The 26,090-nt window shown below is 67.4% G+C and carries 20 protein-coding genes and 1 tRNA gene; 11 read left to right on the forward strand and 10 right to left on the reverse strand.

The features are described from left to right. Window positions 1-93 precede the first annotated feature (93 nt). From nagA to ACT009_RS06635, 4 genes are read right to left on the reverse strand one after another with little or no spacing between them, the layout of a single operon-like run. The gene (nagA, locus tag ACT009_RS06620) at window positions 94-1,251 is read right to left on the reverse strand and encodes an N-acetylglucosamine-6-phosphate deacetylase (RefSeq protein ID WP_445193546.1); all 1,158 of its coding nucleotides are present in this window, start codon (window positions 1,249-1,251) and stop codon (window positions 94-96) included. Then, the gene (locus ACT009_RS06625; RefSeq protein ID WP_445193547.1) at window positions 1,248-2,300 is read right to left on the reverse strand and encodes an SIS domain-containing protein; all 1,053 of its coding nucleotides are present in this window, start codon (window positions 2,298-2,300) and stop codon (window positions 1,248-1,250) included. Before ACT009_RS06625 ends, nagA begins: the two co-directional genes overlap by 4 nt. Before the next feature lie 2 nt (window positions 2,301-2,302). Further along, entirely contained in the window at window positions 2,303-3,187 is an 885-nt protein-coding gene (locus ACT009_RS06630) for a BadF/BadG/BcrA/BcrD ATPase family protein (RefSeq protein WP_445193548.1), read from the reverse strand. Next, on the reverse strand, window positions 3,184-4,446 hold the full coding sequence (locus tag ACT009_RS06635) for a sugar MFS transporter (RefSeq protein ID WP_445193549.1): 1,263 nt from the start codon (window positions 4,444-4,446) through the stop codon (window positions 3,184-3,186). The genes ACT009_RS06630 and ACT009_RS06635 overlap by 4 nt, the downstream gene beginning before the upstream one ends. Before the next feature lie 173 nt (window positions 4,447-4,619). On the opposite strand from ACT009_RS06635, the gene ACT009_RS06640 reads away from it, so the two are divergent. Then, the gene (locus ACT009_RS06640) at window positions 4,620-7,148 is read left to right on the forward strand and encodes a family 20 glycosylhydrolase (protein ID WP_445193550.1); all 2,529 of its coding nucleotides are present in this window, start codon (window positions 4,620-4,622) and stop codon (window positions 7,146-7,148) included. Window positions 7,149-7,156: 8 nt separating this feature from the next. On the opposite strand, the gene ACT009_RS06645 is transcribed toward ACT009_RS06640, so the two are convergent. The 4 genes from ACT009_RS06645 to ACT009_RS06660 all read right to left on the reverse strand — a co-directional run bounded on the left by ACT009_RS06645 (window position 7,157) and on the right by ACT009_RS06660 (window position 9,815). Continuing rightward, entirely contained in the window at window positions 7,157-7,894 is a 738-nt protein-coding gene (locus tag ACT009_RS06645) for a GntR family transcriptional regulator (protein WP_445193551.1), read from the reverse strand. A gap of 172 nt (window positions 7,895-8,066) precedes the next feature. Beyond that, entirely contained in the window at window positions 8,067-9,194 is a 1,128-nt protein-coding gene (locus ACT009_RS06650) for an acyltransferase family protein (RefSeq protein ID WP_445193552.1), read from the reverse strand. Window positions 9,195-9,315: 121 nt separating this feature from the next. Further along, window positions 9,316-9,392, reverse strand: a tRNA-Pro gene (locus ACT009_RS06655). Between the two features lie 114 nt (window positions 9,393-9,506). Beyond that, window positions 9,507-9,815, reverse strand: a complete 309-nt coding sequence (locus tag ACT009_RS06660; protein ID WP_445193553.1) for a putative quinol monooxygenase — start codon at window positions 9,813-9,815, stop codon at window positions 9,507-9,509. Window positions 9,816-9,963: 148 nt separating this feature from the next. On the opposite strand from ACT009_RS06660, the gene yajC reads away from it, so the two are divergent. The 4 genes from yajC (at window position 9,964) to ACT009_RS06680 (ending at window position 13,393) form a co-directional block, all read left to right on the forward strand. Continuing rightward, window positions 9,964-10,302, forward strand: a complete 339-nt coding sequence (yajC, locus tag ACT009_RS06665) for a preprotein translocase subunit YajC (protein WP_375421911.1) — start codon at window positions 9,964-9,966, stop codon at window positions 10,300-10,302. Continuing rightward, complete coding sequence (gene secD, locus ACT009_RS06670; RefSeq protein WP_445193554.1) at window positions 10,302-11,900, forward strand: protein translocase subunit SecD; 1,599 nt, start codon at window positions 10,302-10,304, stop codon at window positions 11,898-11,900. Before yajC ends, secD begins: the two co-directional genes overlap by 1 nt. 151 nt (window positions 11,901-12,051) lie before the next feature. Next, window positions 12,052-13,017 (forward strand): protein translocase subunit SecF, encoded by a 966-nt coding sequence (gene secF, locus ACT009_RS06675; RefSeq protein WP_445193555.1) that lies wholly within the window; start codon window positions 12,052-12,054, stop codon window positions 13,015-13,017. Window positions 13,018-13,024: 7 nt separating this feature from the next. After that, complete coding sequence (locus ACT009_RS06680) at window positions 13,025-13,393, forward strand: Mth938-like domain-containing protein (protein WP_445193556.1); 369 nt, start codon at window positions 13,025-13,027, stop codon at window positions 13,391-13,393. A 31-nt stretch (window positions 13,394-13,424) separates the two neighbouring features. On the opposite strand, the gene ACT009_RS06685 is transcribed toward ACT009_RS06680, so the two are convergent. Further along, window positions 13,425-14,249: a class I mannose-6-phosphate isomerase gene (locus ACT009_RS06685; protein WP_445193557.1), complete on the reverse strand. Its 825-nt coding sequence runs from the start codon at window positions 14,247-14,249 to the stop codon at window positions 13,425-13,427. Window positions 14,250-14,388: 139 nt separating this feature from the next. Between ACT009_RS06685 and ACT009_RS06690 the strand changes: the two genes are divergently transcribed. Together ACT009_RS06690 and recN are read left to right on the forward strand one after the other, a co-directional pair. After that, on the forward strand, window positions 14,389-15,375 hold the full coding sequence (locus ACT009_RS06690) for an outer membrane protein assembly factor BamD (RefSeq protein ID WP_445193558.1): 987 nt from the start codon (window positions 14,389-14,391) through the stop codon (window positions 15,373-15,375). Between the two features lie 99 nt (window positions 15,376-15,474). Further along, complete coding sequence (gene recN, locus ACT009_RS06695) at window positions 15,475-17,133, forward strand: DNA repair protein RecN (RefSeq protein ID WP_445193559.1); 1,659 nt, start codon at window positions 15,475-15,477, stop codon at window positions 17,131-17,133. Window positions 17,134-17,275: 142 nt separating this feature from the next. On the opposite strand, the gene ACT009_RS06700 is transcribed toward recN, so the two are convergent. Continuing rightward, entirely contained in the window at window positions 17,276-18,259 is a 984-nt protein-coding gene (locus tag ACT009_RS06700; protein ID WP_445193560.1) for an SDR family oxidoreductase, read from the reverse strand. Between the two features lie 140 nt (window positions 18,260-18,399). Here ACT009_RS06700 and ligA point away from each other — a divergent pair, with 140 nt between their 5' ends. From ligA to ACT009_RS06720, 4 genes are all read left to right on the forward strand, one after another. Continuing rightward, a complete protein-coding gene (gene ligA / locus ACT009_RS06705) occupies window positions 18,400-20,523 on the forward strand; it encodes an NAD-dependent DNA ligase LigA (RefSeq protein WP_445194034.1) in 2,124 nt (707 codons plus the stop codon). A 177-nt stretch (window positions 20,524-20,700) separates the two neighbouring features. Beyond that, window positions 20,701-24,009 (forward strand): TonB-dependent receptor domain-containing protein, encoded by a 3,309-nt coding sequence (locus ACT009_RS06710; RefSeq protein WP_445193561.1) that lies wholly within the window; start codon window positions 20,701-20,703, stop codon window positions 24,007-24,009. 90 nt (window positions 24,010-24,099) lie between these two features. Continuing rightward, window positions 24,100-25,218 carry a sensor histidine kinase gene (locus ACT009_RS06715; protein WP_445193562.1) on the forward strand — a complete coding sequence of 373 codons (1,119 nt, stop codon included), beginning with the start codon at window positions 24,100-24,102 and terminating at the stop codon, window positions 25,216-25,218. After that, window positions 25,215-26,018, forward strand: a complete 804-nt coding sequence (locus tag ACT009_RS06720) for a LytR/AlgR family response regulator transcription factor (RefSeq protein ID WP_445193563.1) — start codon at window positions 25,215-25,217, stop codon at window positions 26,016-26,018. The genes ACT009_RS06715 and ACT009_RS06720 overlap by 4 nt, the downstream gene beginning before the upstream one ends. The last annotated feature ends 72 nt before the right edge of the window (window positions 26,019-26,090 follow it).

Genomic DNA, 26,090 nt, shown 5'->3' on the forward strand with positions numbered 1-26,090 from the left:
CGGTCGCATCCGCCGAGCGCCGTCAGGAGGAGCAGGACTGCCCGCCTGCGAGCCCGCACCTTCATACCGGCAGCACGCGTCCCGGGCGCCGGGTCAGGCGGCGATCCGTCGTGCGCCGACCTGGTCGCCACCGATCCACACGCCCCGCACCACGAGATCGCGATCCATCCATACCAGGTCCGCGCGCGCGCCCGGCACGATGCTGCCATGGGTGTCCGACAGCCCCAGGAACCGTGCCGGTGCCGCCGCCGCCATCACCGCCGCATCCTCGATCCCGACGCCCAGCATCGTCACGCTGTTGCGGACCGCCGCGCTCATGTCGAGGTCCGATCCCGCCAGCGTGCCGTCGGGTCCGACGCAAACCCCGTCCACGACGCGGATCTCGCGCGTGCCGAGGCGGAACTGCTTGGTCGACGATCCCACCGTCGGCATCGCGTCGCTGACCAACATGAAGCTGCCGATCGGGCGGCTGCGCAGTGCGATGCGCAAAACCACGGGATCCACATGGTGCCCGTCCACGATGATCCCGCAAACCGCATCCTGGCTCTCGAGCGCGGCGCCGACCACGCCCGGCGAGCGGTGCAGCATCGGCGACATCGCGTTGAACAGATGCGTGAACCCGCTCACCCCCGCATCCATCGCCGCCCGTGTCGCCGCATAGTCCGCATCGGTGTGCCCCGCGGCCACCACGACGCCCGCCGCCACCAGCCGCGCGATGTCCGCCTCGGCGCACATCTCCGGTGCGAGCGTGACCAGCGTCCGCCCGCGCTTCAGCGACGTGAGCAGCCTGATCCCCTCCTCGTCCAGCCGCCTGAACTTGGCCGGATCGTGGATGCCCTTGCGCTTCTCGTCGATGAACGGACCTTCGACATGGATGCCGAGCACCCCCGGAACTCCCGCCTCGATCGCCTGCTCGGTCGCGCGCATCCCGCGGTCGATCACGTCGAAATCGTCGCTGATCAGCGTCGGCAGAAACCCGGTCGTCCCGAACGCCGCATGCGCCGATCCGATCGCGGCGATCGCGTCGAGCGTCGGGGTGTCGTTGAACAGCACCCCGCCGCCGCCGTTCACCTGCGTGTCGATGAAGCCGGGGAGCAGGTAACCGCCGTCCAGATCGAGCGACGGGCCATTGGCGGCGTCACCCCGTTCGAGGACCCGCGCGATGCGCCCGCCGTCGATCTCGAGCCCGGCGCGCTCTGCGATCCGTCCAGGCGTCAGGATCGTCGCATTGTGGAGGCGGAACGGGCTCATTTCGTCGAGGTTACCTTGTTCAAGTGCGGCGGCACATCGGGATCGAGCCCGCGGGCAAGGGAAAGCGCGTTGGCGTAGCGGTAGAAACTCTGGACCAGAAGGATAGGTTCAAGCGCAGGCAGCGTGGCGATTGCCGGCAGCGCGTCGGCGCCCCCGGCGGCGTCCGCCAGTGCGACCCGCGCGCCGCGGCGGCGAAACTCGGCCGCGACATCGCGTACGCCCTGCCCGGTCTCGTCTCCGGTCGCGAAGGCCAGGATCGGAAACCCCTCGCCGACGATCGCCATCGGCCCGTGGCGTACCTCTGCCGCGGAGAAGCTTTCGGCGTGGATGCCGCAGGTTTCCTTCAACTTCAGCGCCGCTTCCTGCGCGATGCCATAGCCGTGACCGCGGCCGAGCACGAACCAGCTGCGATCCTCCTCGGCGAGCGACAGCGCCGCGGACCAGTCCAGCGCGAAGGCGCGTTCGAGCTGGTCCGGCAGCGCCTGCACGGCCTGCGCGAGATCGGCGTCCTCCGCCCATTCGGCGACCAGCGCGGCGATCCCGGCGAGCGCCACGATGTACGACTTGGTCGCCGCCACCGAGAGTTCGGGACCCGCCTTCAACGGCAGCAGCACATCGACCGCCGCAGCGAGCGGCGAGCCTTCGTCGTTGACCAGCGCGATCGTCAGCGCGCCCGCGGCGCGGTGCGCGGCGACGGCGGCCAGCAGGTCCGGGCTCCTCCCCGATTGCGAGATGGCGATGCACACGCTCCGACAGCCTTCCGACGCCACCGGCGCCGCGAATATCGACGCGACCGACAGTGCCGCCGACGAGGTCGGGACGCCGAGCCGCGTCTCGATCATGTATTTGGCGTAGGTCGCGGCGTGATCGGACGAACCCCGCGCGCAAGTGACCACCAGACCGGGCCGGCGTTGACGCAGCACCTGCCCCAGCGACGCGATCGCGGCCCGGTTATGCGCCAGGAACCGCGCGACCGCTTCGCCACCCTCTGCCGCTTCCACGAACATGCGCGTATCCTCGGGCGCGGGAGCATCTGGTACGTCGGTCATCGTCATCCTGTCCGTTCGGTCACCGCCTGCTGCGCGAGCAGGATCGCCCCCTCGGTCGCATCCTCCTGCCGCACCGCCAGCAAGCCGCGCGCCCATGGGGTGAGCCAGGGCGCGATATGCTCGGCCATCCCGCCGACCAGGCAGACCCGGTCGGCACCGATCTCGATCAACCGCGCGATCATCGCCTCCACGTCCCCCGCCGAACGCCGCACGAGCGACAGCGCGACGGGATCGCCCCGATGCGCGTGAGCGAACGCCAGCGGCGCGATCTCGCCGAATTGGCGGGGCCGCGCGCTGGACACCCAGCGCACGATCGCCGGTGTAGTGGTGCCGAGGACATCGAGCACATCCCTGGTGAACCCGGTCTCGCGCGCCAGCCCATCACGCCCGTCGAGCGCCGCCGTGATCGCGCTGCGCCCGAGCGAGGCCGCGGAGCCCTTGTCGTCGACCTCGAACCCCCAGCCGAACATCGGCACGCCGACGCCGTCGATCACCGCATGGCCGGCGCTGCCGGTGCCGCTGATCAGGATCGCGCCGTCGCCACCGCCGAACGCGCCCAGGCACGCGATGTGCGCATCCGACACCGCGCGCACCGCCCCGCACGCTGGCCCGGCCGCGATCGCCGCCTCCGCCGTGTCCAGGTCGACGATTCCCGCGAGCCCTAGCCCGATCGACGCCTGCGCCAGAACGGTTCTGTCGAGCCCCGCCTCCGCCAGCGCGAGGTCCAGCGCGGCGAAGATGTTGCTCCACGCCACGTCGAGCCCGAGCCTGATGTTGCCCGGTCCGCCCGCGCCTTCGCCGAGGAGCGATCCTCCCAAATCGCGCACGCGCACCCGACAGCCGGTGCCGCCGCCATCGATTCCGATCAGGAAACGAATTCCGTTCATGCGTCCGGCTTCACCTTCGATCCCCGTACCGCGAAGAAGAAGATGTAGAGATAGGCGGGCGCCATCAATGCCAGGAATACCGACTGGAAGTCGTAATGCGCCTTCAGCGCGACGAACAGCTGGGGCACCACCGCCCCGCCGGAAATCGCCATGATCAGCAGCGCCGACCCGGTCTCGGTATGCCGGCCGAGGCCGCGGATCGCGAGCGGGAAGATCGCCGGCCACATCATCGAATTGGCGAAACCGAGCGCGGCGACGAATGCGACCGATACGTAACCTGTGGTCGAGAAGGCGCCGAACGCGAGCATGATGCCGAGGATCGCGGAGAAGGCGAGATAACGCTCCTGCGACGCGAACCGCGGCACAACGATCAGCCCGACGACATAACCGACCAGCATCCCGGTGAGCGTCAGCGACGTGAAATAGGCGGTCTCCGTGACGGGCAGCCCGAAGCCGCGGCCATAGGTGCCGATCGCATCGCCCGCCATCACCTCGACCCCGACGTAGAGGAACAGGCAGACCACGCCGAGCCAGAGATGCGGGAAGCGCGACAGCCCGCGGACGTCGCGCGTCGCCTCCTCGTTCGCCGACCCGCGCAGATCGGGCAGCGGCGACTTGCCGACGCCGAACGCGAGCAATGCCAGCAGCGCCGCCATGCCAAGATACGGCCAGTAAACCTTCTGCGCGAAGCCCGCGAGCAGCGCCTCCCGCGCCTCGTGGCTCGGCGCGGCCGCGACCTGCCCGCCGAGATCGCCGATGCCCGACATCACCAGCAGGCCGAACACGATCGGCGCGATGATCCCGGCCACCTTGTTGCAGATGCCCATGATCGCGATGCGCTGCGCTGCGGTTTCGATCGGGCCGAGGATCGAGATGTACGGGTTTACCGCGGTCTGCTGGAGGGCGAGGCCCGCGCCGATCACGAACAACCCCGCCAGCGCCCCGCCGAACATCCGCATCGCGACGAACTGCCCGAACAGCACCGCGCCGACCGCGACCGTCAGCAGGCCGAACACCATGCCGCGCTTCATCCCGATCCGCCGCAAAATCGCCGCCGCCGGCAGCGCGAGGACGAAATAGGACATGTAGAAGACCGATGGCACCAGGAACGCCTCGACGTCGTTCAGCGTGAACGCCAGCTTCACGAAGGCGATCAATGGCCCGTTGAGCCACGTGACGAACCCGAACACGAAGAACATCACACCGACGATCGCGATCGCCGTCCTGCGCGCCTGTGCCGGAACCACCTCTGAAGCCATCGCACCACCCCTTTGCTAGGATCATAGTACCATATCCGAGGATTGGTACTTATTTCTTCCATGCTTCTATCGGCATTCTAACAACGGTTGACCGATCGGCAGGATGCGGACAAGTTGGTATAGATTGGTCTTGTGAGGTGCAGATGCGGAAATCGATCACGGCCGGGCTGGCCATGTTGCTTTTGGCCGCGCCCTCCGGCGCCGCCGAGCCCGCGCAAGCAGCGCTGGACCAGCTCGCGGAGACGCTTGGCTACCGCTTCACCGTCGTTTCGAACAAGCCGGAATGTCCCGCCACGATCCTAAACTGCTTCCTGGCCACGATCACCATCACGACCCCGGCGGCGATCGCGCAACCGTTCCCGACCAAGGACTTCGGAATCTATTTCAGCTTCGTCAGCAGGCTGCCGCTGGTCGAAAGCGACTTGTTCGATCACCAGCTGATCAACGGCGATCTGCAGCGCCTGACTCTGAAGCCGGGCAAGGCGCTGAAGCCGAACCATGTCTATGTGGTCAAGCTCTGGGGGCTGGGCACCCACTTCTCCAAGTCGCACCCGATGCCGAACGCCTATCTGGCCGCCGCCGCGGTGCAGGCGCGGACGATCGCGTCCACGCGCCCGGTGATCGATCGGGACACCCTGCTGGAAACGCTGCCCTTCGTCGCGCCGATGACCGACGAAGCCGCGCTCGCGACGCAGAACAAGGCGGACAAGACACGGTGGCTGACCGGGGAACGCGCCTTCGCGCTGCAAGCGGATCGGCAGGCGCCGGCAGCAAACGGCGTCGTGATCGTACCGAAGGTGCGGCGCGCCGTGCAGGCGGCCGGGGCCCGCGCCAACCTCGCCGCGGGCGTTTCCCTTCGGCTGGCCGGGATCACGCGGGCGGCGGTCGCGCCGGCGCTGGCGGGGCTCGGCGTCGGCGAGAAGGGCAGCCTGCCACTCTTGATCAACGTAGGCCGTGCCGCCGGCCTCCTGCCGGAGGGCTACACGCTCGACGTGGCGGCATCGGGTATCAGGATCCGCGCCGCCGACGCAGCGGGGGCGAACCACGCGCTGCGCTCGCTCGCCCAGCAAGCCTCGTTCGACGCCTTCCGTATCCGCCCCCTGCACGTCGAGGATTCGCCGCAATACGGCTTCCGCGGGCTCCATATCGACATCGCGCGCAACTTCCACAGCCGCGCCGAACTGATGAAGCTCGTCGAAGCGATGGCGGCCTACAAGCTCAACAAGCTGCACCTGCATCTCGCCGACGACGAGGGCTGGCGGATCGAGATCCCGGCGCTGCCCGAACTGGCGAGGATCGGATCGAAACGCTGCCACGATCCGGCGGAGCGGACGTGCCTGCTGCCCCAGCTTGGCGCCGGACCCGACGGCACGTCCGGGGTCAACGGCTACCTCTCGCGCCTGGACTATATCGCCATCGTTCGCGCCGCGGCGGCGCGGCAGATAGAGGTCATCCCGTCGATCGATACGCCGGGGCATTCGCGCGCCGCGATCGTCGCGATGGAGAACCGCTTCCGCCGGCTTACCGCGGCGGGCAACCCCGCCGCGGCGCAGCGCTATCGGCTGATCGATCCCGCCGACACCACCGCCTATCGCAGCATCCAGAACTACGACGACAACACGCTCAACGTGTGCATCCCCGCGACCTACCGCTTCGTCGAGACGGTGGTCGATGCGCTCGCCGCGATGCATCGGGCGGCGGGCGCGCCACTGCGGACCTTCCACCTGGGTGCGGACGAGACCGCTGGCGCCTGGGTCGGCTCCCCCGCCTGCGCCGCGATGATCGCGGCGAACGGCGGCGATGCCCGCAAGCTGACGCCCCGCTTCATCGAGCGGGTCGCCGCCGGGCTCGCCGCCAAGGGGATCAGGACCGCAGGCTGGAGCGACGGCATGGGGCATACCGATCCCGCCGCAATGCCCAAGGCGACCCAGTCGAACATCTGGGGATTGCTCCACACCGGCGGCGTCCGCGAGGCGCACGACCAGATGAACCGGGGGTGGGACGTCGTCCTGTCGCTGCCGACCTTCGCCTATCTCGACATGCCGTACGCGCCGCACCCCGACGAGTTCGGCTATGATTGGGGCACGCGCGAGGCGGACACCTACCGGATCTTCGGGGTGATGCCCGACAACCTTCCCGCCAACACCGCACTGATCGCCAATGTCTATGCCGAGGGCGCCGCCGTCGACGACGAGCCGGTGCTCGGGACCGGCCATCGCATCGCCGGGCTGCAGGGCCAGCTGTGGAGCGAGACGATCAGGACCGACACGCAGGTCGACTACATGCTCTTCCCGCGCCTGCTCGCGCTGGCGGAACGCGCGTGGAGCCCGGCGCCGTGGAGCCCGCCCTATCAGCCCGGCGCGCGCTACGATTGGCAGGACAAGCGCGTCGATCGGGCGGCGCTCGCATCGGCGTGGCGCGACTTCGCCGGGCGGCTATCGGCGCAACTTTCGCGCCTCGATCGCGCCGGTATCGCCTACCGCGTCGCGCCGCCGGGCGGCCGCATCGCCGACGGCAAGCTGGAGGCGAACGCAGAGCTACCGGGCACGACGATCGAATATCGGGTCGGGGCGGAGCCGTGGACCCGCTATGCGCAACCGGTCGCGGTCAGCGGCGCGGTCGATCTCCGCAGCCGATCCGCCGACGGCAAGCGCGCCAGTCGCTTGGTGAGGATCGACCCGACCCGCGGAGCAGCTGACTGACGCCGGGATCAGCTGCGCAGTTCGGCGACGAAATGATAGGTGTCGCCGCGGTACAGCGAATGCGAGATCTCGGCGAGCCGCCCGTCCGCGAGGAAGCCGCGGCGCTCCACCGCAATGCCGGGATCGCCCGGCGCGGCCCCCAGGATCTGGGCATCGGCCGCCTCCAGCCGTATCGCCTGCAGGCGTTGCAGCGCCCGCACCGGCCGGCACCCGCTCTCGGCCAGTGCGGCGTAGAGCGATGTCTTCACTGCTTCCAGCGACGGCAGGCAGAATGCCGGAATGATCGCGCGCTCGATCGACATCGGCACGTCGTCCGCAAGTCGCACGCGATCGAGCCGATAGACCTGGCTCCCGGGGCTGAGGCCGTAGGTCATGATCTCGGCCGGCGTAACCGCGCTCAGCGTCCGCGCCGTCCAGCGGGCGCCGGGCGTGAGGCCCCGCGCGGCCATCTCCTCGGTGAACGAGGTCAGCTGGCTGAAATTCTTGTCGTGCTGCTTGGCGACGAAGGTGCCCGCGCCCTGGCGGCGCGTGAGCAGCCCGTCCTCGACGAGCCCGTCCAGCGCCTTGCGCACCGTGATCCGCGACACCCCCAGCGCGACCGCGAAATCGCGTTCGGGCGGAAGCCCCTGGCGCGGCTGCAGCACGTCGGACGCGATGGCTAGGCGGAGACGCTCCTGAAGCTTGCGATAGATCGGCCCCGGCGCGTCGTCCGCCAGCGATCCGATCGAGTCCAGCAGCGCGTCCATAGCAATCCTCACCCGTCGTTGCTGCTGAACCCACCCGATCCTTAGCCGCGCGCACCGACCGGAGCAATCGCGATCATAACCGCCCGCAGCGCATAGGCCTCCGCCGGACATGACAAGGCGCTACGGCGGTAGCTAATTGGTTCTATGCGCCCGGCCGTGATCGGCAGTCCCGTCAGACTTTGATGATCCAGTTCTGCGCGCGGAGCCAAGCCATCGCAACCCAGATCAGCGCCATGTAGAGGAAGATCGGGATCAGCGACGCCGCGGGCATCGGCAGCACCGGCAAGGCCAGTCGATAGGGCGCCTGCAACAGGTCCCAGCCGAGCACGCTCCCAGTCACCATGTGCAGGCAATAGGCCGCGATTGCGTTGATGCCGAAGGCGAGCGGCACGTTCACCAGCCACCGCGTCCGGCCGGGCGGCTTGCCGTCGATGAGGAGGTGCAGCATCGCGAGCGCGATCAGGGTGATGCCGCAGGTCACCAGCACGAAGCTGCTCGACCAGATGTCCTTGATGATCGGGAACGCCAGGCTCCACGCCAGCCCGACGGCGAGCATCGCGACGCCGGCGATGCCGAGAGTCCTGAAGCCCCGTCCCGCCGGCTGCCGCGTCAGCAGCTCGCCCGCCCAGACGCCGATCAGCCCGTGCGCGATCGCGGGCAGCGTGCCGAGCAGCCCCTCGGGATCATAGCCCGCGTCGCCCTGCACATAATTATGACCGCCTGTACCGAGCAGGACGCGATCGACGGACGCGACGAAATTGTGCCCGCGCGCCATGATGTCGGTAGGCAAGCCGTCGAGCGACGGCGCCAGCACCAGCGGCCAATACAGCACCAGCACGGCGACGATGATCCAGATCCGCAGCCTCGGCCCGCAATGCAGGTACAGCAGCGCACAGGCGCCGTAGACCAGCCCGATCCGCTGGAGCACGCCCCACAGCCGCCAATGCCCCGAGCTGAAATGCGCGAACCAATAGATGTTGGAGAGCAGGAACCCGATCAGCACCAACCGTGCCGCCCGCATCAGGATACGGCGCTCCACCCCCGGTCGTGGCGCCGGATCCGCCTTGGCCCTCGCCAGTGCCATCGGGATCGACACGCCCATCATCATCAGGAACGCCGGAAATACCAGGTCCGCGAGCATCAGCCCGTTCCAATGCGCATGCAGCAACGGCGAATACACCGTCGCCCGGACATCGTAGAACATCCCCGCAGCGGAATTGACGAGGATCATCCCCATCACCGCGACGCCGCGCAGCACGTCGAGCGACAGCAACCGATCCCGCTTCGCCTGTGCGTCCAAAGCCCTGCTCCCGCGGTAGATGCTACCAATCGGGGCGAGTTGTAGAACCAATTTCCCGATTGCGCCAGAGCGGCTGACGCAGCTCTCGTCCCGCCGGGTTGGCCGATATCATAGAAGAATTTGGTCGGGGCGACAGGATTCGAACCTGCGACCCCCACACCCCCAGTGTGATGCGCTACCAGGCTGCGCTACGCCCCGACCGAGGGCCCGCGACGACGATGTCGAACCGGACCCGAGGCGCGGGGCTTTAGGCGGGCGGAGACGGCGATGCAAGCGTCCCGTCCCCGGCCTGCACCGATCGACGCCAGCCGATCAGTCGCCGATCAGCGTCCGCCAGAACTCGCCTTCCCAGGCCTTCACGCTGATCGATTCGACGGTGAAGTCGCGAAGCGAGCGGCCGAACGCCTTCTGGTGATCGGCCTGGCCGTGTGCGGCGAGCGCTTCGGGTCCGGCCCAGCGCTCTGCGATGCGGATCGTGTCTGGGTCCGCGACGTCGTAGGCGAAGCTATAGTCCTCGCAGCCATCCTCCTGCTGCACTCGCGCCATGTGCGCGACCAGAATGTCCTTCAGCGCGGCGCCCTGCCCCGCGGCGACCTTGATGTGGCCCATTACGAGAATCATGCATGCTCTCCTTGTTCAAGCGCTGCCCTTGTTAGAGCACGGCGGCGTGTAGCACGCGGCGTCGGTTGCGCGAGCGGCGCGCCGATGCTAGCTCGCGGCGCTTCACGCGGGGGCCTTCGCCCCTGCCGATCAGCCATGCACGGAACCGATGATCATCACTCCAGCTTACGCTCAGGTCGCAGGCGGCGCAGCCCAGTCGGGCGGACTCGCCTCGTTCGTCGGCCTCGCGCCGTTGTTCCTCATCTTCATCGTCTTCTATTTCCTGATGATCCGCCCCCAGCAGCAGCGCATGAAGAAGCTGCAGCAGTCGGTCGAGGCGGTGAAGAAGAACGACAGCGTGATCACCGCCGGCGGGTTGCTCGGTAAGGTCACCAAGGTCGAGGAACGCTTCGTCGAGGTCGAGATCGCGCCCAACGTCCGGGTCCGTGCGGTGAAATCCACGCTGTCCGAGGTGACCAGCCCCAATTCGAAGCCGGCGAACGACTGATGCTCGATTTTCCCCGGTGGAAGGTCTGGTCGATCTTCGCCTTCCTGGCAGTGCTTTGCGCGCTGGCGATCCCGAGCTTCCTGCCCGAACGCGTCACCGCCACCTGGCCGGTGCACCCGCGGATCAACCTCGGGCTCGATCTCGCGGGCGGCAGCTATTTGCTGCTCGAGGCGGATACCCAGGATCTCGCCAACACCCGGATCGACACGATGCGCGAACAGGTCGCAACCGAGATGCGTCGTGGCAATCCGCGGATCGCCATCGGCGACATCTCGACCCGTAACGGCCAGTTGTCGTTCCTGCTGCGTGATCCGAGCCAGGTGGATGCGGCCCGCGAACGCCTGCTGTCGATCACCGGCGGTGGCGCCGGCATGAGCGGGCAGCGCGAATGGGACATCAACGTCGTCGACACCAGCCGGTTCGTGCTGCGGCCGACCGAAGCCGGTCTGCGCGAGGCGATCGCCACCGCGATGAACGACGCCACCGAAGTCGTGCGCCGCCGCATCGACGAACTCGGCACCCGCGAACCGACGATCATCCGCCAGGGCGATAACCGCATCGTCGTCCAGGTTCCGGGCCTGCAGAACCCGCAGGCGCTGAAGGAACTGCTCGGCAAGACCGCGAAGCTCGAATTCAAGCTGGTCGACGAGACCGCGAATCCCGCCGATCTGCTGAAGGGCATCGCCCCGATCGGCAGCCAGGTCCTGCCGGATCCCACCAGCCGGACCGGCGTGCCGTTCACCGCGTTGAAGCGCGCGACCATCATTTCGGGCGACCAGCTGGTGGACGCGCGGCAAACCTTCGATCAGCAGACCAACGCGCCGAACATCTCGATCACCTTCAACAGCGAAGGCGGCAAGCGTTTCGCCCGGGTGACCCAGGAGAACGTCAACAAGCCGTTCGCGATCATCCTCGACAACAAGGTGATCTCGGTCGCGAACATCAACGAACCGATTCTCGGCGGTCGCGCGTCGATCAGCGGCAGCTACACCGTCGATACCGCCAACCAGCTCGCGATCGCGCTGCGATCGGGCAAGCTGCCGGTCAATCTGAAGATCATCGAGGAATCGACCGTCCGCGCCGAACTCGGCCAGGATTCGATCCGCGCCGGCATCCTCGCCTCCGCGGTCGCGGTCGCGCTGGTCGTCGCGTTCATGTTCGTAACCTATGGGCGGTTCGGGCTCTATGCGAACCTCGCCGTCGTCATCAATGTGTTCGTCATCCTCGGCGTTCTGGCGTTGCTGAAGGGCACGCTGACGCTGCCCGGCATCGCCGGCTTCGTGCTGACGATCGGGACCGCGGTCGACGCCAACGTGCTGATCAACGAACGCATCCGCGAGGAACGCCGCCGGGGTCGGAGCATCGTCCAGTCCGTCGAGCTCGGCTACAAGGAAGCGTCACGGACGATTTTCGAGGCGAACATGACCCACGCGATCTCCGGGATCATCATGTTCTTCCTCGGCTCCGGCCCGGTGAAGGGCTTTGCGGTCGTCCTGCTGATCGGCATCGCCACCTCGGTGTTCACCGCCGTGACCTTCACCCGGATGCTCGTCGCGCTGTGGATCCGCCGCAACAAGCCGAAGACGATCAACATCTGATGTCGCTCGTCGCACCCCACCCCCGCCGTCACCCCGGACTTGTTCCGGGGTCCACGGTGCCGCACGTTCAATCGTCCGCGCCGGTGCGGCACGGTGGATGCCGGAACAAGTCCGGCATGACGATGAGTGATGCCGCAACGAAGGGCCTGTCATGCGCCTCCTGAAACTCGTCCCCGACAACACCAACATCGATTTCGTCCGGCTGCGCGGCTGGGCGTTCGGGTTGACGCTGGCGCTCAGCATCGCATGCGTCGCGCTCGTCGGCATGCGCGGCCTCAACTACGGCGTCGATTTCGCCGGCGGGCTGATGATCGAGGAGAAGTTCGCGACCGCCCCCGATCTCGACCAGGTCCGCACCGTCGTCGACCGGCTGGGCGTCGGCCAGGCGGCACTGCAGCAATATGGTGACCCGAAGATCATCGCGATCCGCCTGCCGGTGCAGAACAGCGCCGACGAAGGCGCCACCAACGCAGTGGTCAAGAAGGTCGAACTCGCGATCGGCCAGGCATTCCCCGGCGCCACCTTCTCGCGCTATTCGACCGTCTCGGGCAAGGTGTCCGGGGAGCTGATCCAGCGCGGTATCCTAGCGGTGGTGCTCGCGGTGCTCGGCATCGGCCTGTTCGCGATCTTCCGCTTCGAATGGCAGTTCGGCGTGTCGACGATCGTCGCGATCGTTCACGATCTGCTGATGACGCTCGGCTTCTTCGCGCTGTTCCAGTTCGAATTCGATCTCAACATCGTCGCCGCGGTGCTGACAATCATCGGCTATTCGATCAACGACAAGATCGTCATCGACGATCGCATCCGCGAGAACATGCGCCGGTATCGCAAGATGGACATGCGCGAGATCATCAACCTGTCGGTCAACGAGACGCTGCCGCGCACGGTGATGACGTCGGTGACGATCCTGCTCGCGCTGGGCGCGATGCTGCTGCTCGGCGGGCACGTGCTGCGCGGGTTCACCGCGGCGATGATCCTCGGCATCGTCGTCGGGACCTATTCGTCGATCTACGTGTCGTCGTCGCTGCTGATCTCGCTCGGTCTGCGTGCGGAGCCGACCGCACGCAAGCCGGGGACGCTCGACAATGCCGAGCGCGTGGGGCCGAAGGATCGCTGATCTCCACATGCAGCGCGAGGCGACCGCGGGCGGCCCGATCGTCCGCGGCTTCGTTGGACGCGGCTACCGGCTCGGCGACGATAGCGTCGCGACCGCGCTGCTGATGACCGTCGAGCAGGCGACCGACTGGGGCCCGCCCCCGCTCGACGCGCTGGCGATCGCTGATCTCGAGCCGCTGATCGCCGCGGCGCCCGAATTCATCCTGATCGGCACCGGCGCGGCGCTGGTCCGCCCCCCGGTCGCGCTGGTCCGCGCGATCGAGGAACGCGGCGTCGGCGTAGAGGCGATGGACAGCCGCGCCGCCGCCCGCGCCTGGGGCGTGCTGCGCGGCGAGGGCCGCATCATCGCCGCGGCGCTCTACCCGCTCGACGCTTAGCGTAGCCTGGCGTCCGACCAGACTCGGACTCTCAGATCCGCTTCGTCAGCGGATACGCACAGAGCACATCGGCATCCGCACTGGTCGTCACCGCCTCGCGACCCGTCATCGTCGCGCATTCGCCGGCGCCGGCGGACACCCCCGCGACTTCGATCGACCCCGCGATCGGCACCAACCACGCCGTCACACCGTCGGGCAAGCTCACCGCATGTTCGCCGCCGGACCAGCGTTCGAGCACGAACTTGGGCCCCTCGACCAGGATAGTGCGATGCGCGTCGACCGCGCCCGGCGAGGTGATCGCCCGATACGGCGCCAAATTGGCGACGTCGACGCCGTCTTTCAGGTGCAGCTCGCGGTCGCTGCCATAGTCGTAGAGCCGGTAGGTGGTCTCCGAGTTCTGCTGCACCTCGATGATCGTCAGTCCGCCGCCGATCGCGTGGATCGTGCCAGACGGCGCGTAGTAGAAGTCACCCGCCTTCACCGGCACCCAGTCGAGATCCTGCTCGATCGACCCGTCCTTCGCATCCGCGCGCAGGGCGTCGTGGGTGATCGGCGCCTTGGGGCCGAGCGCGATCGTCGAATCGGGCTTGGCCGCGAGCACCGTCCAGCATTCGTCTTTGCCGCGCGGCAGCCCGCGGGCGTGCGCCTGCTCGTCGTCGGGATGCACCTGCACCGACAGCTTCTGGCCGGTGAACAGATATTTGATCAGCAGTTCGGGCGTGCTGTCACCGGGTTCCTGAAACCACACCTCGCCGATCGGCTCACCGTCAGCGGGCGCATCGTCGAAACCGGGCCACAGATCGTGACGGCCCCAGGGCTTTTCGACGCGGTGGGTCTGGAGCAACGTGGCGGGCATCGGGCACCTTCATCTCAGGGGAGAAACAGCGCAACGCCTGAAGCAACTCGCCGGCTCCCCGCAAGTGCAAATGCCTGCGACGGTCGTGACGCGAACGGGGATTGTTCGTCCCCCGGCGCCTGCGCTATGGGCAGGGTCGATGCGTATCCCCCAGTCCAAGGTCCAGCCCGCGAAGTTCGTGGCGCTGGCGATGATCGCCGCGCTCGCGCTCCCCCTCGCCGGCTGTGCCGGTAGCCGTGCCAAGGGCGACCTGCCCTATGTCGCACGCGACGTCGGCACGCTCTATTCGGCCGCCAAGAAGCGGCTCGACCAGGGCCGCTACAAGGAGGCCGCCGCGCTGTTCGACGAGGTCGAGCGCCAGCATCCCTATTCGATCTGGGCCCGCCGCGCACAGGTGATGAGCGCGTTCAGCTATTATCTCAGCCGCGATTACACCCAGTCGATCCAGTCCGCGCAGCGTTTCCTGACGGTCCATCCCGGCAACCGCGACGCGCCCTATGCCTATTATCTCGTCGCGCTCAGCTATTACGAGCAGATCAAGGACGTTACTCGCGACCAGAAGATCACCCGCCAGGCGCTCGATGCGCTGGGCGAACTGATGCGGCGCTATCCCAACACGCGGTACGCCGCCGATGCGCGGCTGAAGGTCGATCTCGTCAACGATCATCTCGCCGGCAAGGAGATGGAGATCGGCCGCTATTACGAAACCCGCGGGCAGTGGCTCGCGGCGACGATGCGGTTCCGCACGGTGATCGACAATTACCAGACCACGACCCATGCGCCCGAAGCGCTGATGCGGCTGACCGAGACCTATCTTGCGCTCGGCGTGCCGGGCGAAGCGCAGAAGACCGCCGCGGTGCTCGGCCGCAACTATCCCGGCACCATCTGGTACGATCGCGCCTACAAGCTGATGCAGGAACACCCGGCGCAGGCGATGGCGGCGATCCCGCCCGGCGCGCCGATCATCCCGGTCGGCACCCCTGGTGCGCAGCCCAAGACGCTGCCCGGCGAAAGCGGCGCCGTTGCGACACCCAAGGCGGAAGCGCCAGGCAACCCGACCCCGGTCAGCCCCAGCGGCGGGACGATGGGCACCGGCACGCCGACCACCGAGACGCCGAACACCTGATCGGCGCGCGACCACGGACCGCATCCGGGGCAACGCATTCGGTAATCATCACCGCCTTCCCCCCTCCCGCCGGGTCGGCGGAGCGGCTATAGCCCCGCGATGCTCACCGCGCTTGCCATTCGCGACGTCGTCCTGATCGAAGCGCTCGACCTCGATTTCGGCGCCGGTCTCGACGTGCTCACCGGCGAGACCGGCGCGGGCAAGTCGATCCTGCTCGACGCGCTCGGCCTGGCGCTCGGCGCGCGCGGCGAGACCGCGCTGGTCCGCCACGGCGCCGCGCAGGCTGTGGTCACCGCGACCTTCGATCCGCCGATCGGCGCGGTCGCCGCGCTGCTCGACGAGAACGGCGTCGAGGTCGAACCCGGCGAACCGCTGCTGATCCGCCGGATCGTGAAGGCCGATGGCGGCAGCCGCGGCTTCGTCAATGATCAGCCCGCGGGCGCCGCGCTGCTCCGCGACCTGGCGCCGCTGCTGGTCGAGATCCACGGCCAGCACGACGATCGCGGCATGCTCAACCCACGCGGCCACCGCGCGCTGCTCGATGCGTTCGGGCGGGTCGACGCCGGCGACACCGCGCGTGCCTGGGCGGCACTGCGCGACGGCAACGCCGCGCTTGCCGCCGCCCGTGCCGAGATCGAGACCGCGGCGCGCGATCGCGAATGGCTCGAACATACCGTCGCCGAACTGGCCGCGCTCGCCGCCGAACCGGGCGAGGAGGAAGCGCTCGCCGACAAGCGCCGATCGATGCAGCGCGCCGAAAAGATCGCCGACGATCTCGCCGCGATCGACGATTACCTGGAAGGCTCCGACGGCGGCCTCGCCCGCCTGCGCCAGGCGGCACGGGTGCTCGAACGCATCGCCGAGGATCATCCGGCGCTCGCCGACGCCCTCGCCGCCGTCGATCGCGCCGTGATCGAGGGGGCGGTGGCGGAGGAACAGCTGCGCGTCGCCCGCGGCGCACTGGCGTTCGATCCCCGCGCGCTGGAGGACGACGAGGCACGGCTGTTCGAACTCCGCGCGATGGCACGCAAGCACCGCGTCCAGCCCGACGACCTCGCCCGGCTTACCACCGAGATGCGCGAACGGCTCCACCGGCTAGACGCCGGCGAAGGCGGGATCGCGCTGCTCGAACAGGCGGTCGCCACCGCCCGCGCCGATTACGACGCCGCGACGGACCAGCTGACCGCCCGCCGCACCGCCGCTGCGGCGCGGCTCGACGAGGCGGTCGCAGCCGAACTCGCCCCGCTGAAGCTCGACGCGGCGCGCTTCCGCACCGTCGTCGCCGCGGCCGGGGATGAGGGCTGGTCGGCGGCGGGCAAGGACCGCGTCGAGTTCGAGATCGCGACCAACCCCGGCGCGCCCTTCGCCCCGCTCACGAAGATCGCGAGCGGCGGCGAGCTGTCGCGCTTCATCCTCGCGATGAAGGTCGCGCTGGTGCAGCAGGGCGGCGCGGCGACGATGATCTTCGACGAGATCGACCGCGGCGTCGGTGGGGCGGTGGCTTCCGCGATCGGCGAACGCCTGGCCCGGTTGGCCGAACAGACCCAGCTGCTGGTCGTCACCCACAGCCCGCAAGTCGCCGCCCGCGGCGCGCAGCACCTGCTGATTGCGAAGAGCAGCGACGGCACCGTCACTCGGACCGGCGTCCGCCGCCTCGACGAAGCCGAACGCCGCGAGGAAATCGCGCGGATGCTGTCAGGCGCCACGGTGACCGACGAAGCGCGCGCGCAGGCGGAGCGGCTACTGGAGGCGGCTTGAGGAGCGGGCGCAGCGCTTGTTCGGACGGACAGATGCGTCGCCAGCGCCCCTCATGTCGCCGCGAAGGCGGGGACCCGCTACTGGACTTCCGCCTTCGCGGAAGCACATGACGAGCTCGGCTTGGTAGCGCACACGAACGACCTTAGACCGACCCGGTCCCCCCGTTCGCCCCGAACACGCTACCCGTCGTGAAGCTCGTCCCCGGATCCGCCAGCGTCACGTACAGCGACGCCAGCTCCGCCGGCTGGCCCGCACGACCGAGCGGCGTATCGACTCCGAATTCACCCATCTTGCCCGGCAATTGCCCGCCCGCGACCTGCAATGGGGTCCACACCGGCCCCGGCGCGACCGCGTTGACGCGGATGCCGCGCTTGGCGAGCTGCTTGGCCAACCCCTTGGTGAAGATCTCGATCGCGCCCTTGGTGGTGGCATAGTCGAGCAATTCCTCGCCGGGGTTGAACGAGTTCACGGACGCGGTGTTGATGATCGTCGATCCCGGCTGCATCATCGCCGCTGCGGTCTTCGACAGCCAGAAGGTCGCGTAGACGTTGGTCTTCATCGTCCGATCGAACTGCTCGGACGTGATCTCCGCAATCGACTCCTTCGACTGCTGGTACGCCGCATTGTTGACAAGGATATCGAGCCCCCCGAGCTCGCGACTGGCCTTGCCGATCAGATCGACACAGAACTTCTCGTCGGTCAGGTCGCCCGGGATCAGCACCACCTTGCGGCCCTCGGCGCGGAGCAGCTTGGCGACGTCCTGCGCGTCGGGTTCCTCGGTCGGGAAATAGTTGATCGCCACGTCGGCGCCCTCCCGCGAGAACGCGATCACCGCGGCGCGGCCGATTCCCGAATCGCCGCCGGTGACCAGCGCCTTGCGGCCGGTCAGCTTGCCCGATCCGCGATAGCTCGCCTCGCCGCAATCGGGCACCGGCTTCATCTCGCGCTGCAATGCCGGCCATTTCTGGCGCTGTTCGGGAAAAGGCGGCTTGGGGAATTTTGCGGCGGGATTCTGCATCGGCTTGGTTCCTTGCGCTTGGGCGAGCGACGGGGTGGAGGCGGCGAGCGCGATGGCGCCGGTCGCGGCGGCGCCCTTCATCAGGTCGCGTCTGCTGGTATCGGTCATCGGGCGTCTCCGGTTCCGAAAGACAACCGCGGACCCCCGGGAAGTATCCGGCAGCGAACCATATAATTGCCGATGGAGCTCGCCACTCGCCGGCACGCTGTGATCTTGCCGAGCCGTGGCGCGCTATCTAATCGGTGACCATGACCGCGCTGCCGACCGACGAGACCGAAGCTGCCACCGCACTGGGCGGCCTGGCGACCGAAATCGCGCACCACAACCGGCTTTACCACGCCGACGACGCGCCCGAGATCTCAGACGCCGAGTACGACGCGCTGGTCCGCCGCAACGCCGCGATCGAACAGGCCTTCCCCGCCCTCGTACGCGAGGACTCGCCGAGCCGTTCGGTCGGTGCTGCGCCCGCCGGGCACCTCGCTAAGGTCGCGCACGCGCGGCCGATGATGAGCCTCGACAACGCGTTCGTCGACGACGACGTGGTCGAATTCGTCGCGCGCGTCCGCCGCTTCCTGAAGCTCGCCGAAGACACCCCGGTCGCGCTGACCGCAGAACCCAAGATCGACGGACTGTCCTGTTCGCTGCGCTACGAACGCGGCGTGCTGGTCCAGGCGCTCACCCGCGGCGACGGACAGGTAGGCGAAGACGTCACCGCCAACGTCGCGACGATCGCTGACATCCCGCAACGCCTCCCCGCCGACGCCCCCGCGGTGTTCGAGATCCGCGGTGAGGTATACATGGCCAAGGCAGATTTCGCCGCGCTCAACGCCCGCCTGCTCGCCGACGCGGAAGATCCCGCCACCGCGCGCCAGTTTGCCAATCCTCGCAACGCCGCCGCCGGATCGCTGCGCCAGAAGGACGCGAGCGTCACCGCCGCACGCCCGCTGCGCTTTCTGATGCACGGCTGGGGCGAGACCGCCGCCCTGCCCGGCGAGACGCAGACCGAAATAGTCGATGCGATCCGCGGCTGGGGCCTGCTGGTCGCCGAGGGCTTTGCGCGGGTCGACGGCATCGACGCCGCGCTGGCGGTGTACCGCGACATCGAGGCACGACGCGCGGACCTCGCGTTCGACATCGACGGCGTCGTCTACAAGGTCGACCGGCTCGACTGGCAGGCACGGCTCGGCCAGGTCGCGAAGGCACCGCGCTGGGCGATCGCGCACAAATTCCCCGCCGAACGCGCGCAGACGACGCTGGAGCGGATTGACATCCAGGTCGGCCGCACCGGCAAGCTGACCCCGGTCGCGCGGCTGGCGCCGGTCACCGTCGGCGGGGTCGTCGTCACCAACGCAACGCTCCACAATGCCGACGAGATCGCGCGGCTAGGGGTGTGGCCGGGCGACCGCGTCGTGCTGCAGCGTGCTGGCGATGTCATACCGCAAATCGTCGAGAACCTGTCGCGCGACGACGCCCGCGGCGCCTGGCCCTTCCCCACCCACTGCGCCGAATGCGGATCGACCGCCGAACGCGCGGTCGGCGAGGTCGACTGGCGGTGCTCGGGCGGGCTGATCTGCCCGGCGCAACGCGTCGAACGACTCCGCCACTTCGTGTCGCGCCACGCGCTCGACATCGACGGACTCGGCATCACCAATATCGAGGCGTTCTACCGCGACGGGCTGGTCGCTACCCCCGCCGACATCTTCCGCCTGACCGAGGAAGCGCTGCTCGCGCGCGAGCGCTGGGCCGCGATCTCGGCGGCCAATCTGATCGCCGCGATCGACGCCAAGCGCGCACCTCCGCTCGATCGCTTCCTCTTCGCGCTCGGGATCCGCCACGTCGGCGAGATCACCGCACGCGACATCGCGCGGCGCTGGCGAAGCTGGGCGGCGCTGCGGACGATGCTTGATGCCGCGGTGGCGGCGCGGGACGAGATGCTCCGCGCGATCGGGGAAAGCGACGACAAGCTCCTGGCGCGCACCGCCAAGGCGCTCGCCGCGATCGTCGAGACGCCGGGCGTCGGCCCCGAAGTCGCGCTGTCGCTGGTCGATTTCTTCGCCGAGGCGCACAACCGCGAGGCGGTCGACGACCTGCTCGGCCAGGTCACGCCGGCCGACGTGGTGCACGAGACCCGCGCCTCCGACGTCAGCGGCAAGACGCTGGTCTTCACCGGCGCGCTGGAGACGCTCAGCCGCGACGAGGCGAAGGCTCAGGCCGAGGCGCTGGGTGCGCGGGTCGCGGGATCGGTATCGGCAAAGACCGACCTCGTCATCGCCGGCCCCGGCGCGGGGTCCAAGCTGAAGAAGGCGGCCGACCTCGGCATCGCGGTAATCGACGAGGCCGCCTGGAACGAGCTGGTCGCCGCGACTGCCTGACTGTCCGCTTGCGTTGCTTTTTTGCAACGCACCATAAGCGACTGTCACAATCGCTTATTCACGACTCGCTTATGTCATTGAAGCGAAATAATCCGGGCGCAGGGGCACGGGCATCCGGTCGGGTGACGGCGGAACCAGAGCAAGAGCTCACCAGGAGCTCACAGGGGACATCTTAGCATGCGTAACAACCTATTCCTGGGCGTGGCTGCGGTCGCGCTGATCATGCCGGTCGCCGCTGCGGCGCAGGAGACGACCTCCTCGATCCGCGGCAGCGTGACCGCCAACGGCGCGCCCGTCAGCGGCGCGACGGTGGTCATCACCAACGTACCGTCGGGAACGCGTGCGGAAACCACGACCGATGCGAACGGCGATTTCGTCCAGACGGGCCTGCGCGTCGGCGGCCCTTTCACGGTCGACGTGACCAGCCCTTCGGGCAACACGTCGGTCACCGACATTTTCACCGTCGCGCAGCAGCCCTTCGACCTGCCGATCGAGCTCGCCGCATCCGGGGATGCCGGTGGCGACATCGTCGTCACCGCCTCGTCGATCCGCGGCGCCGGCGTCCAGCAGAGCAGCGGTCCGCAGACCGTCCTGACCCAGGCCGACATCCGCAAGGTGGCGTCGGTCAACCGAGACGTCCGCGACCTCGAACGCCGCGATCCGCTCGCCTCGCTCGATCTCACCAACACGCGCGCGGTGTCGTTCGCCGGCGTCAACCCGCGCTTCAACCGCTTCACGATCAACGGCGTGCAGGTCGGTGACCAGTTCGGCCTCAACTCGGACGCCAACCCCACTGGCCGCGGCCCGGTGCCGTTCGATGCGATCGGCCAGTTCTCGGTCTCGGTCGCCCCGACCGACATCCGCCAGGGCAATTTCCAGGGCGGCGCGATCGACACCGTGCTGCTGTCGGGCACCAACGATTTCCATGGCACCGGCTTCTACTCGCAGAGCACTGACGAGCTGCAGGGCAAGAAGATCGGGTCGAACACCCTCACCCTGCCTAGCTACAAATCCGAAACCTATGGCGCCACCCTGCGCGGGCCGCTGATCAAGGACACGCTGTTCTTCATGGTCTCGGCAGAGCGCAACACCGATCCGCGCCCGCTCGGCACGACGGCGATCACCCAGGTCCCGGGTGCCAGCCAGGCCCAGGTCGACCAGATTACCGCCATTGCCAAGAGCGTCTATGGCTATGATCCCGGCGGCTTCGTCTCGATCAACAACCAGAAGGACGAGAAGATCGTCGGCCGGATCGACTGGAACGTCACCACCGGCCAGCGGCTGTCGCTGTCATATATCAACGCGTATGAATCGAGCACCGTCGCGCAGGGCACCAGCACGAGCGCCACGACTCCCGGCGTCGGCCTCGCCTCGAACTACTACCAGCGCAGCGTGCTGCTCCGCGCAGGCATTGCGCAGCTGAACTCCGACTGGACCGACAATCTGTCGACCGAGACGCGGTTTATCTACAAGAGCAACAAGGTCGGCTCGGATTCGCTGCTCGGTAATGATTTCGCGCAGTTCTCGGTCTGCACCGCGCCCACCAGCGTCGTCACCGCGACCAATTCTGTCAGCGCCTGCGGCGCCGGCATTCCCAACGTCGTGTTTGGCCCGGACATCAGCCGCCAGGCCAACGAGCTGTTCTTCGACACTTGGGGCGGTTCGTTCCAGGCCCGCTACTCGGCAGGCTCGCACGACGTGAAGCTGCTGGCCGAAGTTAACGCCAACCGCACCTTCAACTATTTTCTGCAGCGCGTGAACGGCGCCTATTATTTCGACTCGATCGCCGATTTCCAGAACCGCTCGGCGTCGAATTTCGATTACGCGAATGCGGTTTCGCTCAACCCGCGCGACGCGGCAGCGGACTTCAAATACCAGCAATACACCTTCGGTGCGCAGGACGAATGGAGCATCAGCGACGCGCTGACGCTGACCTACGGCATCCGTTACGATCTCTACGCGATGCGCTCGCCGGTCGCCCAGAACGACGCGTTCTTTGGCCGCTACGGCTTCTACAACACCAAGACCTACAAGGGCCTCGACAATTTCCAGCCGCGGATCAGCGCGATCTGGAAGCCGTTGCCGGGCCTGAGCGTGCGCGCCGGCGCCGCGGTGTTCGGCGGCGGCTCGCCCGACATCTATCTGTCGAACAGCTACTCCAACACCGGTGTGCTATCGAACCGGATCGCTACCGTGACGCGCGCGACGGCGGCGCCGGGCACCGTCGCAGGATCGCAGGCGACCCTCACCTGCACCGGGGCATATGCTACTCCTGCGAACAGCGCGGTCTGCACGGACGGCCTGAACGGCGTCAGCGGCACGACCATCCCTGCCTCGGTCGACTCTTACCTGTCGCGGACCACCGCGGCCCTGGCGACGGCGCCGACCAACGCGCTGGATCAGAACTTCAAGCTGCCGTCGGTGGCTAAGTACACGTTGTCGGCGGATTACACGCTGTTCGGCTTCAATGTCGGGTTCAACTATCTCTACACCAAGACCATCCAGGCGGTGACCTTCACCGATCTGCGCTCGCGTCAGATCGGTGTGCTGCCCGACGGCCGTCCGCGCTACGGTAGCTTGACGACCTTCACCGACACCAATCAGGACATCTTGCTTACGAACACCTCGCGCGGGCGCAGCCACGTCGCGGTGGTGCATTTCGACAAGACTTACGATTTCGGTCTCTCGTTCGGCGGCAGCTACAGCTACCAGGACGTGAAGGACGTCAGCCCGGCGACATCGTCGACCGCCACGTCGAACTATCTCAACGTCGCGATGAGCGACCCGAACAATGCCACCTACGGCATCTCGGGCGATCAGACCAAATGGGCCTTCAAGTACAATGTCGGCTTCGAGCGCGCGTTCTTCGGCGACTACAAGACGATCTTCCAGCTGTTTGGCGAGACGCGCGCGGGACGTCCGTTCAGCTACACGATGCAAAATGCGGTGAACGGACGCTCGACTGTCTTCGGCACGATCGCCGGCCCGACGCTCGGCACCAACTCCGATCAGCGCTTCCTGCTGTACGTGCCGACCAGCACCACCGATCCGCTGGTCAGCTACGACAGCCCTGAAACGCAGACCGCGTTGGAGAACCTCATCAGCAACACCAAGCTGAAGGACTATCGCGGCCGTATCGCCGCGCGGAATGTCGCTCGAAATCGCGCGTTTACGCGGATCGATCTTCATCTGGAGCAGGAACTGCCGACCTTCATCGGTGGCTCGCGCGTCTCGATCTTCGGCGACATCGAAAACCTGCCCAACCTGCTCAACAAGGATTGGGGTGGCCTGCGCCAGCTGGCGTTCCCGCAATATGCCGCGGTCGTGCAGGTCACGTGCCTCTCGGCAGCCGGCGTGCCGAACACCAACACCAACCAGCAGTGCGCCCAGTATCGGTATTCGAGCTTCCGCACTCCCAACACCTCGCAGGCGAGCGTTTCCAACTCGCTCTACCTGGTCCGCGTCGGCGCCCGCTTCTCCTTCTAAGCACGCCGCGCTTGACGCCTCACGCAGCCGCCGTTCCCCATCGGGAGCGGCGGCTTCTTTTTGCGCCCGGCGCTTTGCCCGTGTAGGGCGATGCGGATGGCGACCCTACCCGCCCCTTCGCCGCGCCTGTCGGTGCGTCCCTTCTTCGAGAACAAGAGCCGTGCCTTCTGGACGCTGCAGGCGGTCGGGTGGGGCGGGTATCTCGTCCTGCGCGGCGCCTCGTCGATCTCGAACGGGCCGTCGCTCGACCTGCTGATCCTGGTGATCGTCGAGGCGATCACCGGCTATTGCATCACCCTGCTGCTGTCCGCGCTCTACGGCTATTATCGGGGACTGCCGCGGGTGACCGGGCTGTTGCTCACCATCTTCACGCTGGTCGCCGCGGTGCTGATGTTCGCCGCGATCGATGCGTTCACCTTCTCGCTGCTGCAATCGACCAATCCGGGGATCACGCTCGGCCGGATGCTCGGCACGCTCTACGTCTGCTTCACGCTGATCGCGGGCTGGTCGGCGCTGTATTTCGGGATCAACTTCTACCTCATTGTCGAGGAACAGATCGATCAGATGCAGCATCTGGAGACGCAGGCCTCCTCGGCGCAGCTGGCGATGCTGCGCTACCAGCTCAACCCGCATTTCCTGTTCAACACGCTCAACTCGATCTCGACGCTGGTGCTGCTGAAGCAGACCGAGCGCGCTAACGCGATGCTGAGCCGGCTCTCGTCGTTCCTGCGCTATACCCTCGCCAACGAACCGACCGCGCACGTCACCGTGCTGCAGGAAGTCGAGACGCTGAAGCTCTATCTCGAGATCGAAAAGATGCGGTTCGAGGAACGGCTGCGTACCGTATTCGAGATCGATCCCAGCGCCGAACGCGCGCGGCTGCCGTCGCTGCTGCTCCAGCCGCTGGTCGAAAACGCGATCAAATACGCGGTGACGCCGCAAGAGGAAGGCGCCGAAATCAGCGTCGCGGTGCGGCTGGCCGGGGAACGCGTGCAGATCACCGTATCCGACACTGGGCCGGGCTTGCACGAGACGCGGATTAGCCCAAGCCTTTCAACCGGCGTGGGGCTTGCCAATATAAGGGAGCGACTGGTGCAGGCGTACGGCCCGGATCAGCGTTTCGAGACACGCACCGCGCCCGCTGGCGGCTTCTCGGTCGAGATCGAGATCCCGTTCCAGCTCGACGACCTGAGTAGAGAGGCTGCATGACGATCAGAACCATCCTGGTGGACGACGAACCACTGGCCATCCAGGGACTGGAGCTCCGGCTCCAGGCACATGACGATGTCGAGATCGTCGAGAAATGCTCCAACGGGCGCGAGGCGATCCGCGCGATCAAGACCCAGAAGCCCGATCTCGTCTTCCTCGATATTCAGATGCCCGGCTTCGACGGCTTCTCCGTGGTGCAGGGCCTGATGGAGGTCGAACCGCCGCTGTTCGTGTTCGTCACCGCCTATTCGGACCACGCGGTGCGCGCGTTCGAGGCGCAGGCGGTCGATTACCTGATGAAGCCGGTCGAGGAGAGCCGCCTCGCCAAGACGCTCGACAGCGTCCGCCAACGGTTGAGCGAGAAACGCGGGGTCGAAGAGGTCGAAAAACTGCGGGAGGTGCTCGCCGACGTCGCGCCCGATGCGGCGGCCGACATGGCCACGGGGAGCGGCGGCGAACACAGCGCCAACCGCTTCGAAAAGCTCATCAACATCAAGGATCGCGGCCAGATCTTCCGCGTCGACGTCGACACCATCGAGCGGATCGACGCCGCGGGCGACTATATGTGTATCTACACCGGCGACAATACGCTGATCCTGCGCGAGACCATGAAGGATCTCGAAAAGCGCCTCGATCCGCGGCGTTTCCAGCGCGTGCACCGTTCGACGATCGTCAACCTCGATCTCGTCAAGCAGGTCAAGCCGCACACCAACGGCGAATGCTTCCTGGTGCTCAATTCCGGCGCCAGCGTGAAGGTGTCGCGCAGCTACCGCGACGTAGTGGCGCGCTTCGTCCACTGATCCTCGAGGGTTGGGGTGACGCGGCGCGCCACTCCCTTCGACAAATCATGCTGCATCTGCTAACGGCGCGCC

The sequence above is a fragment of the Sphingomonas sp. Tas61C01 genome (assembly GCF_052567495.1).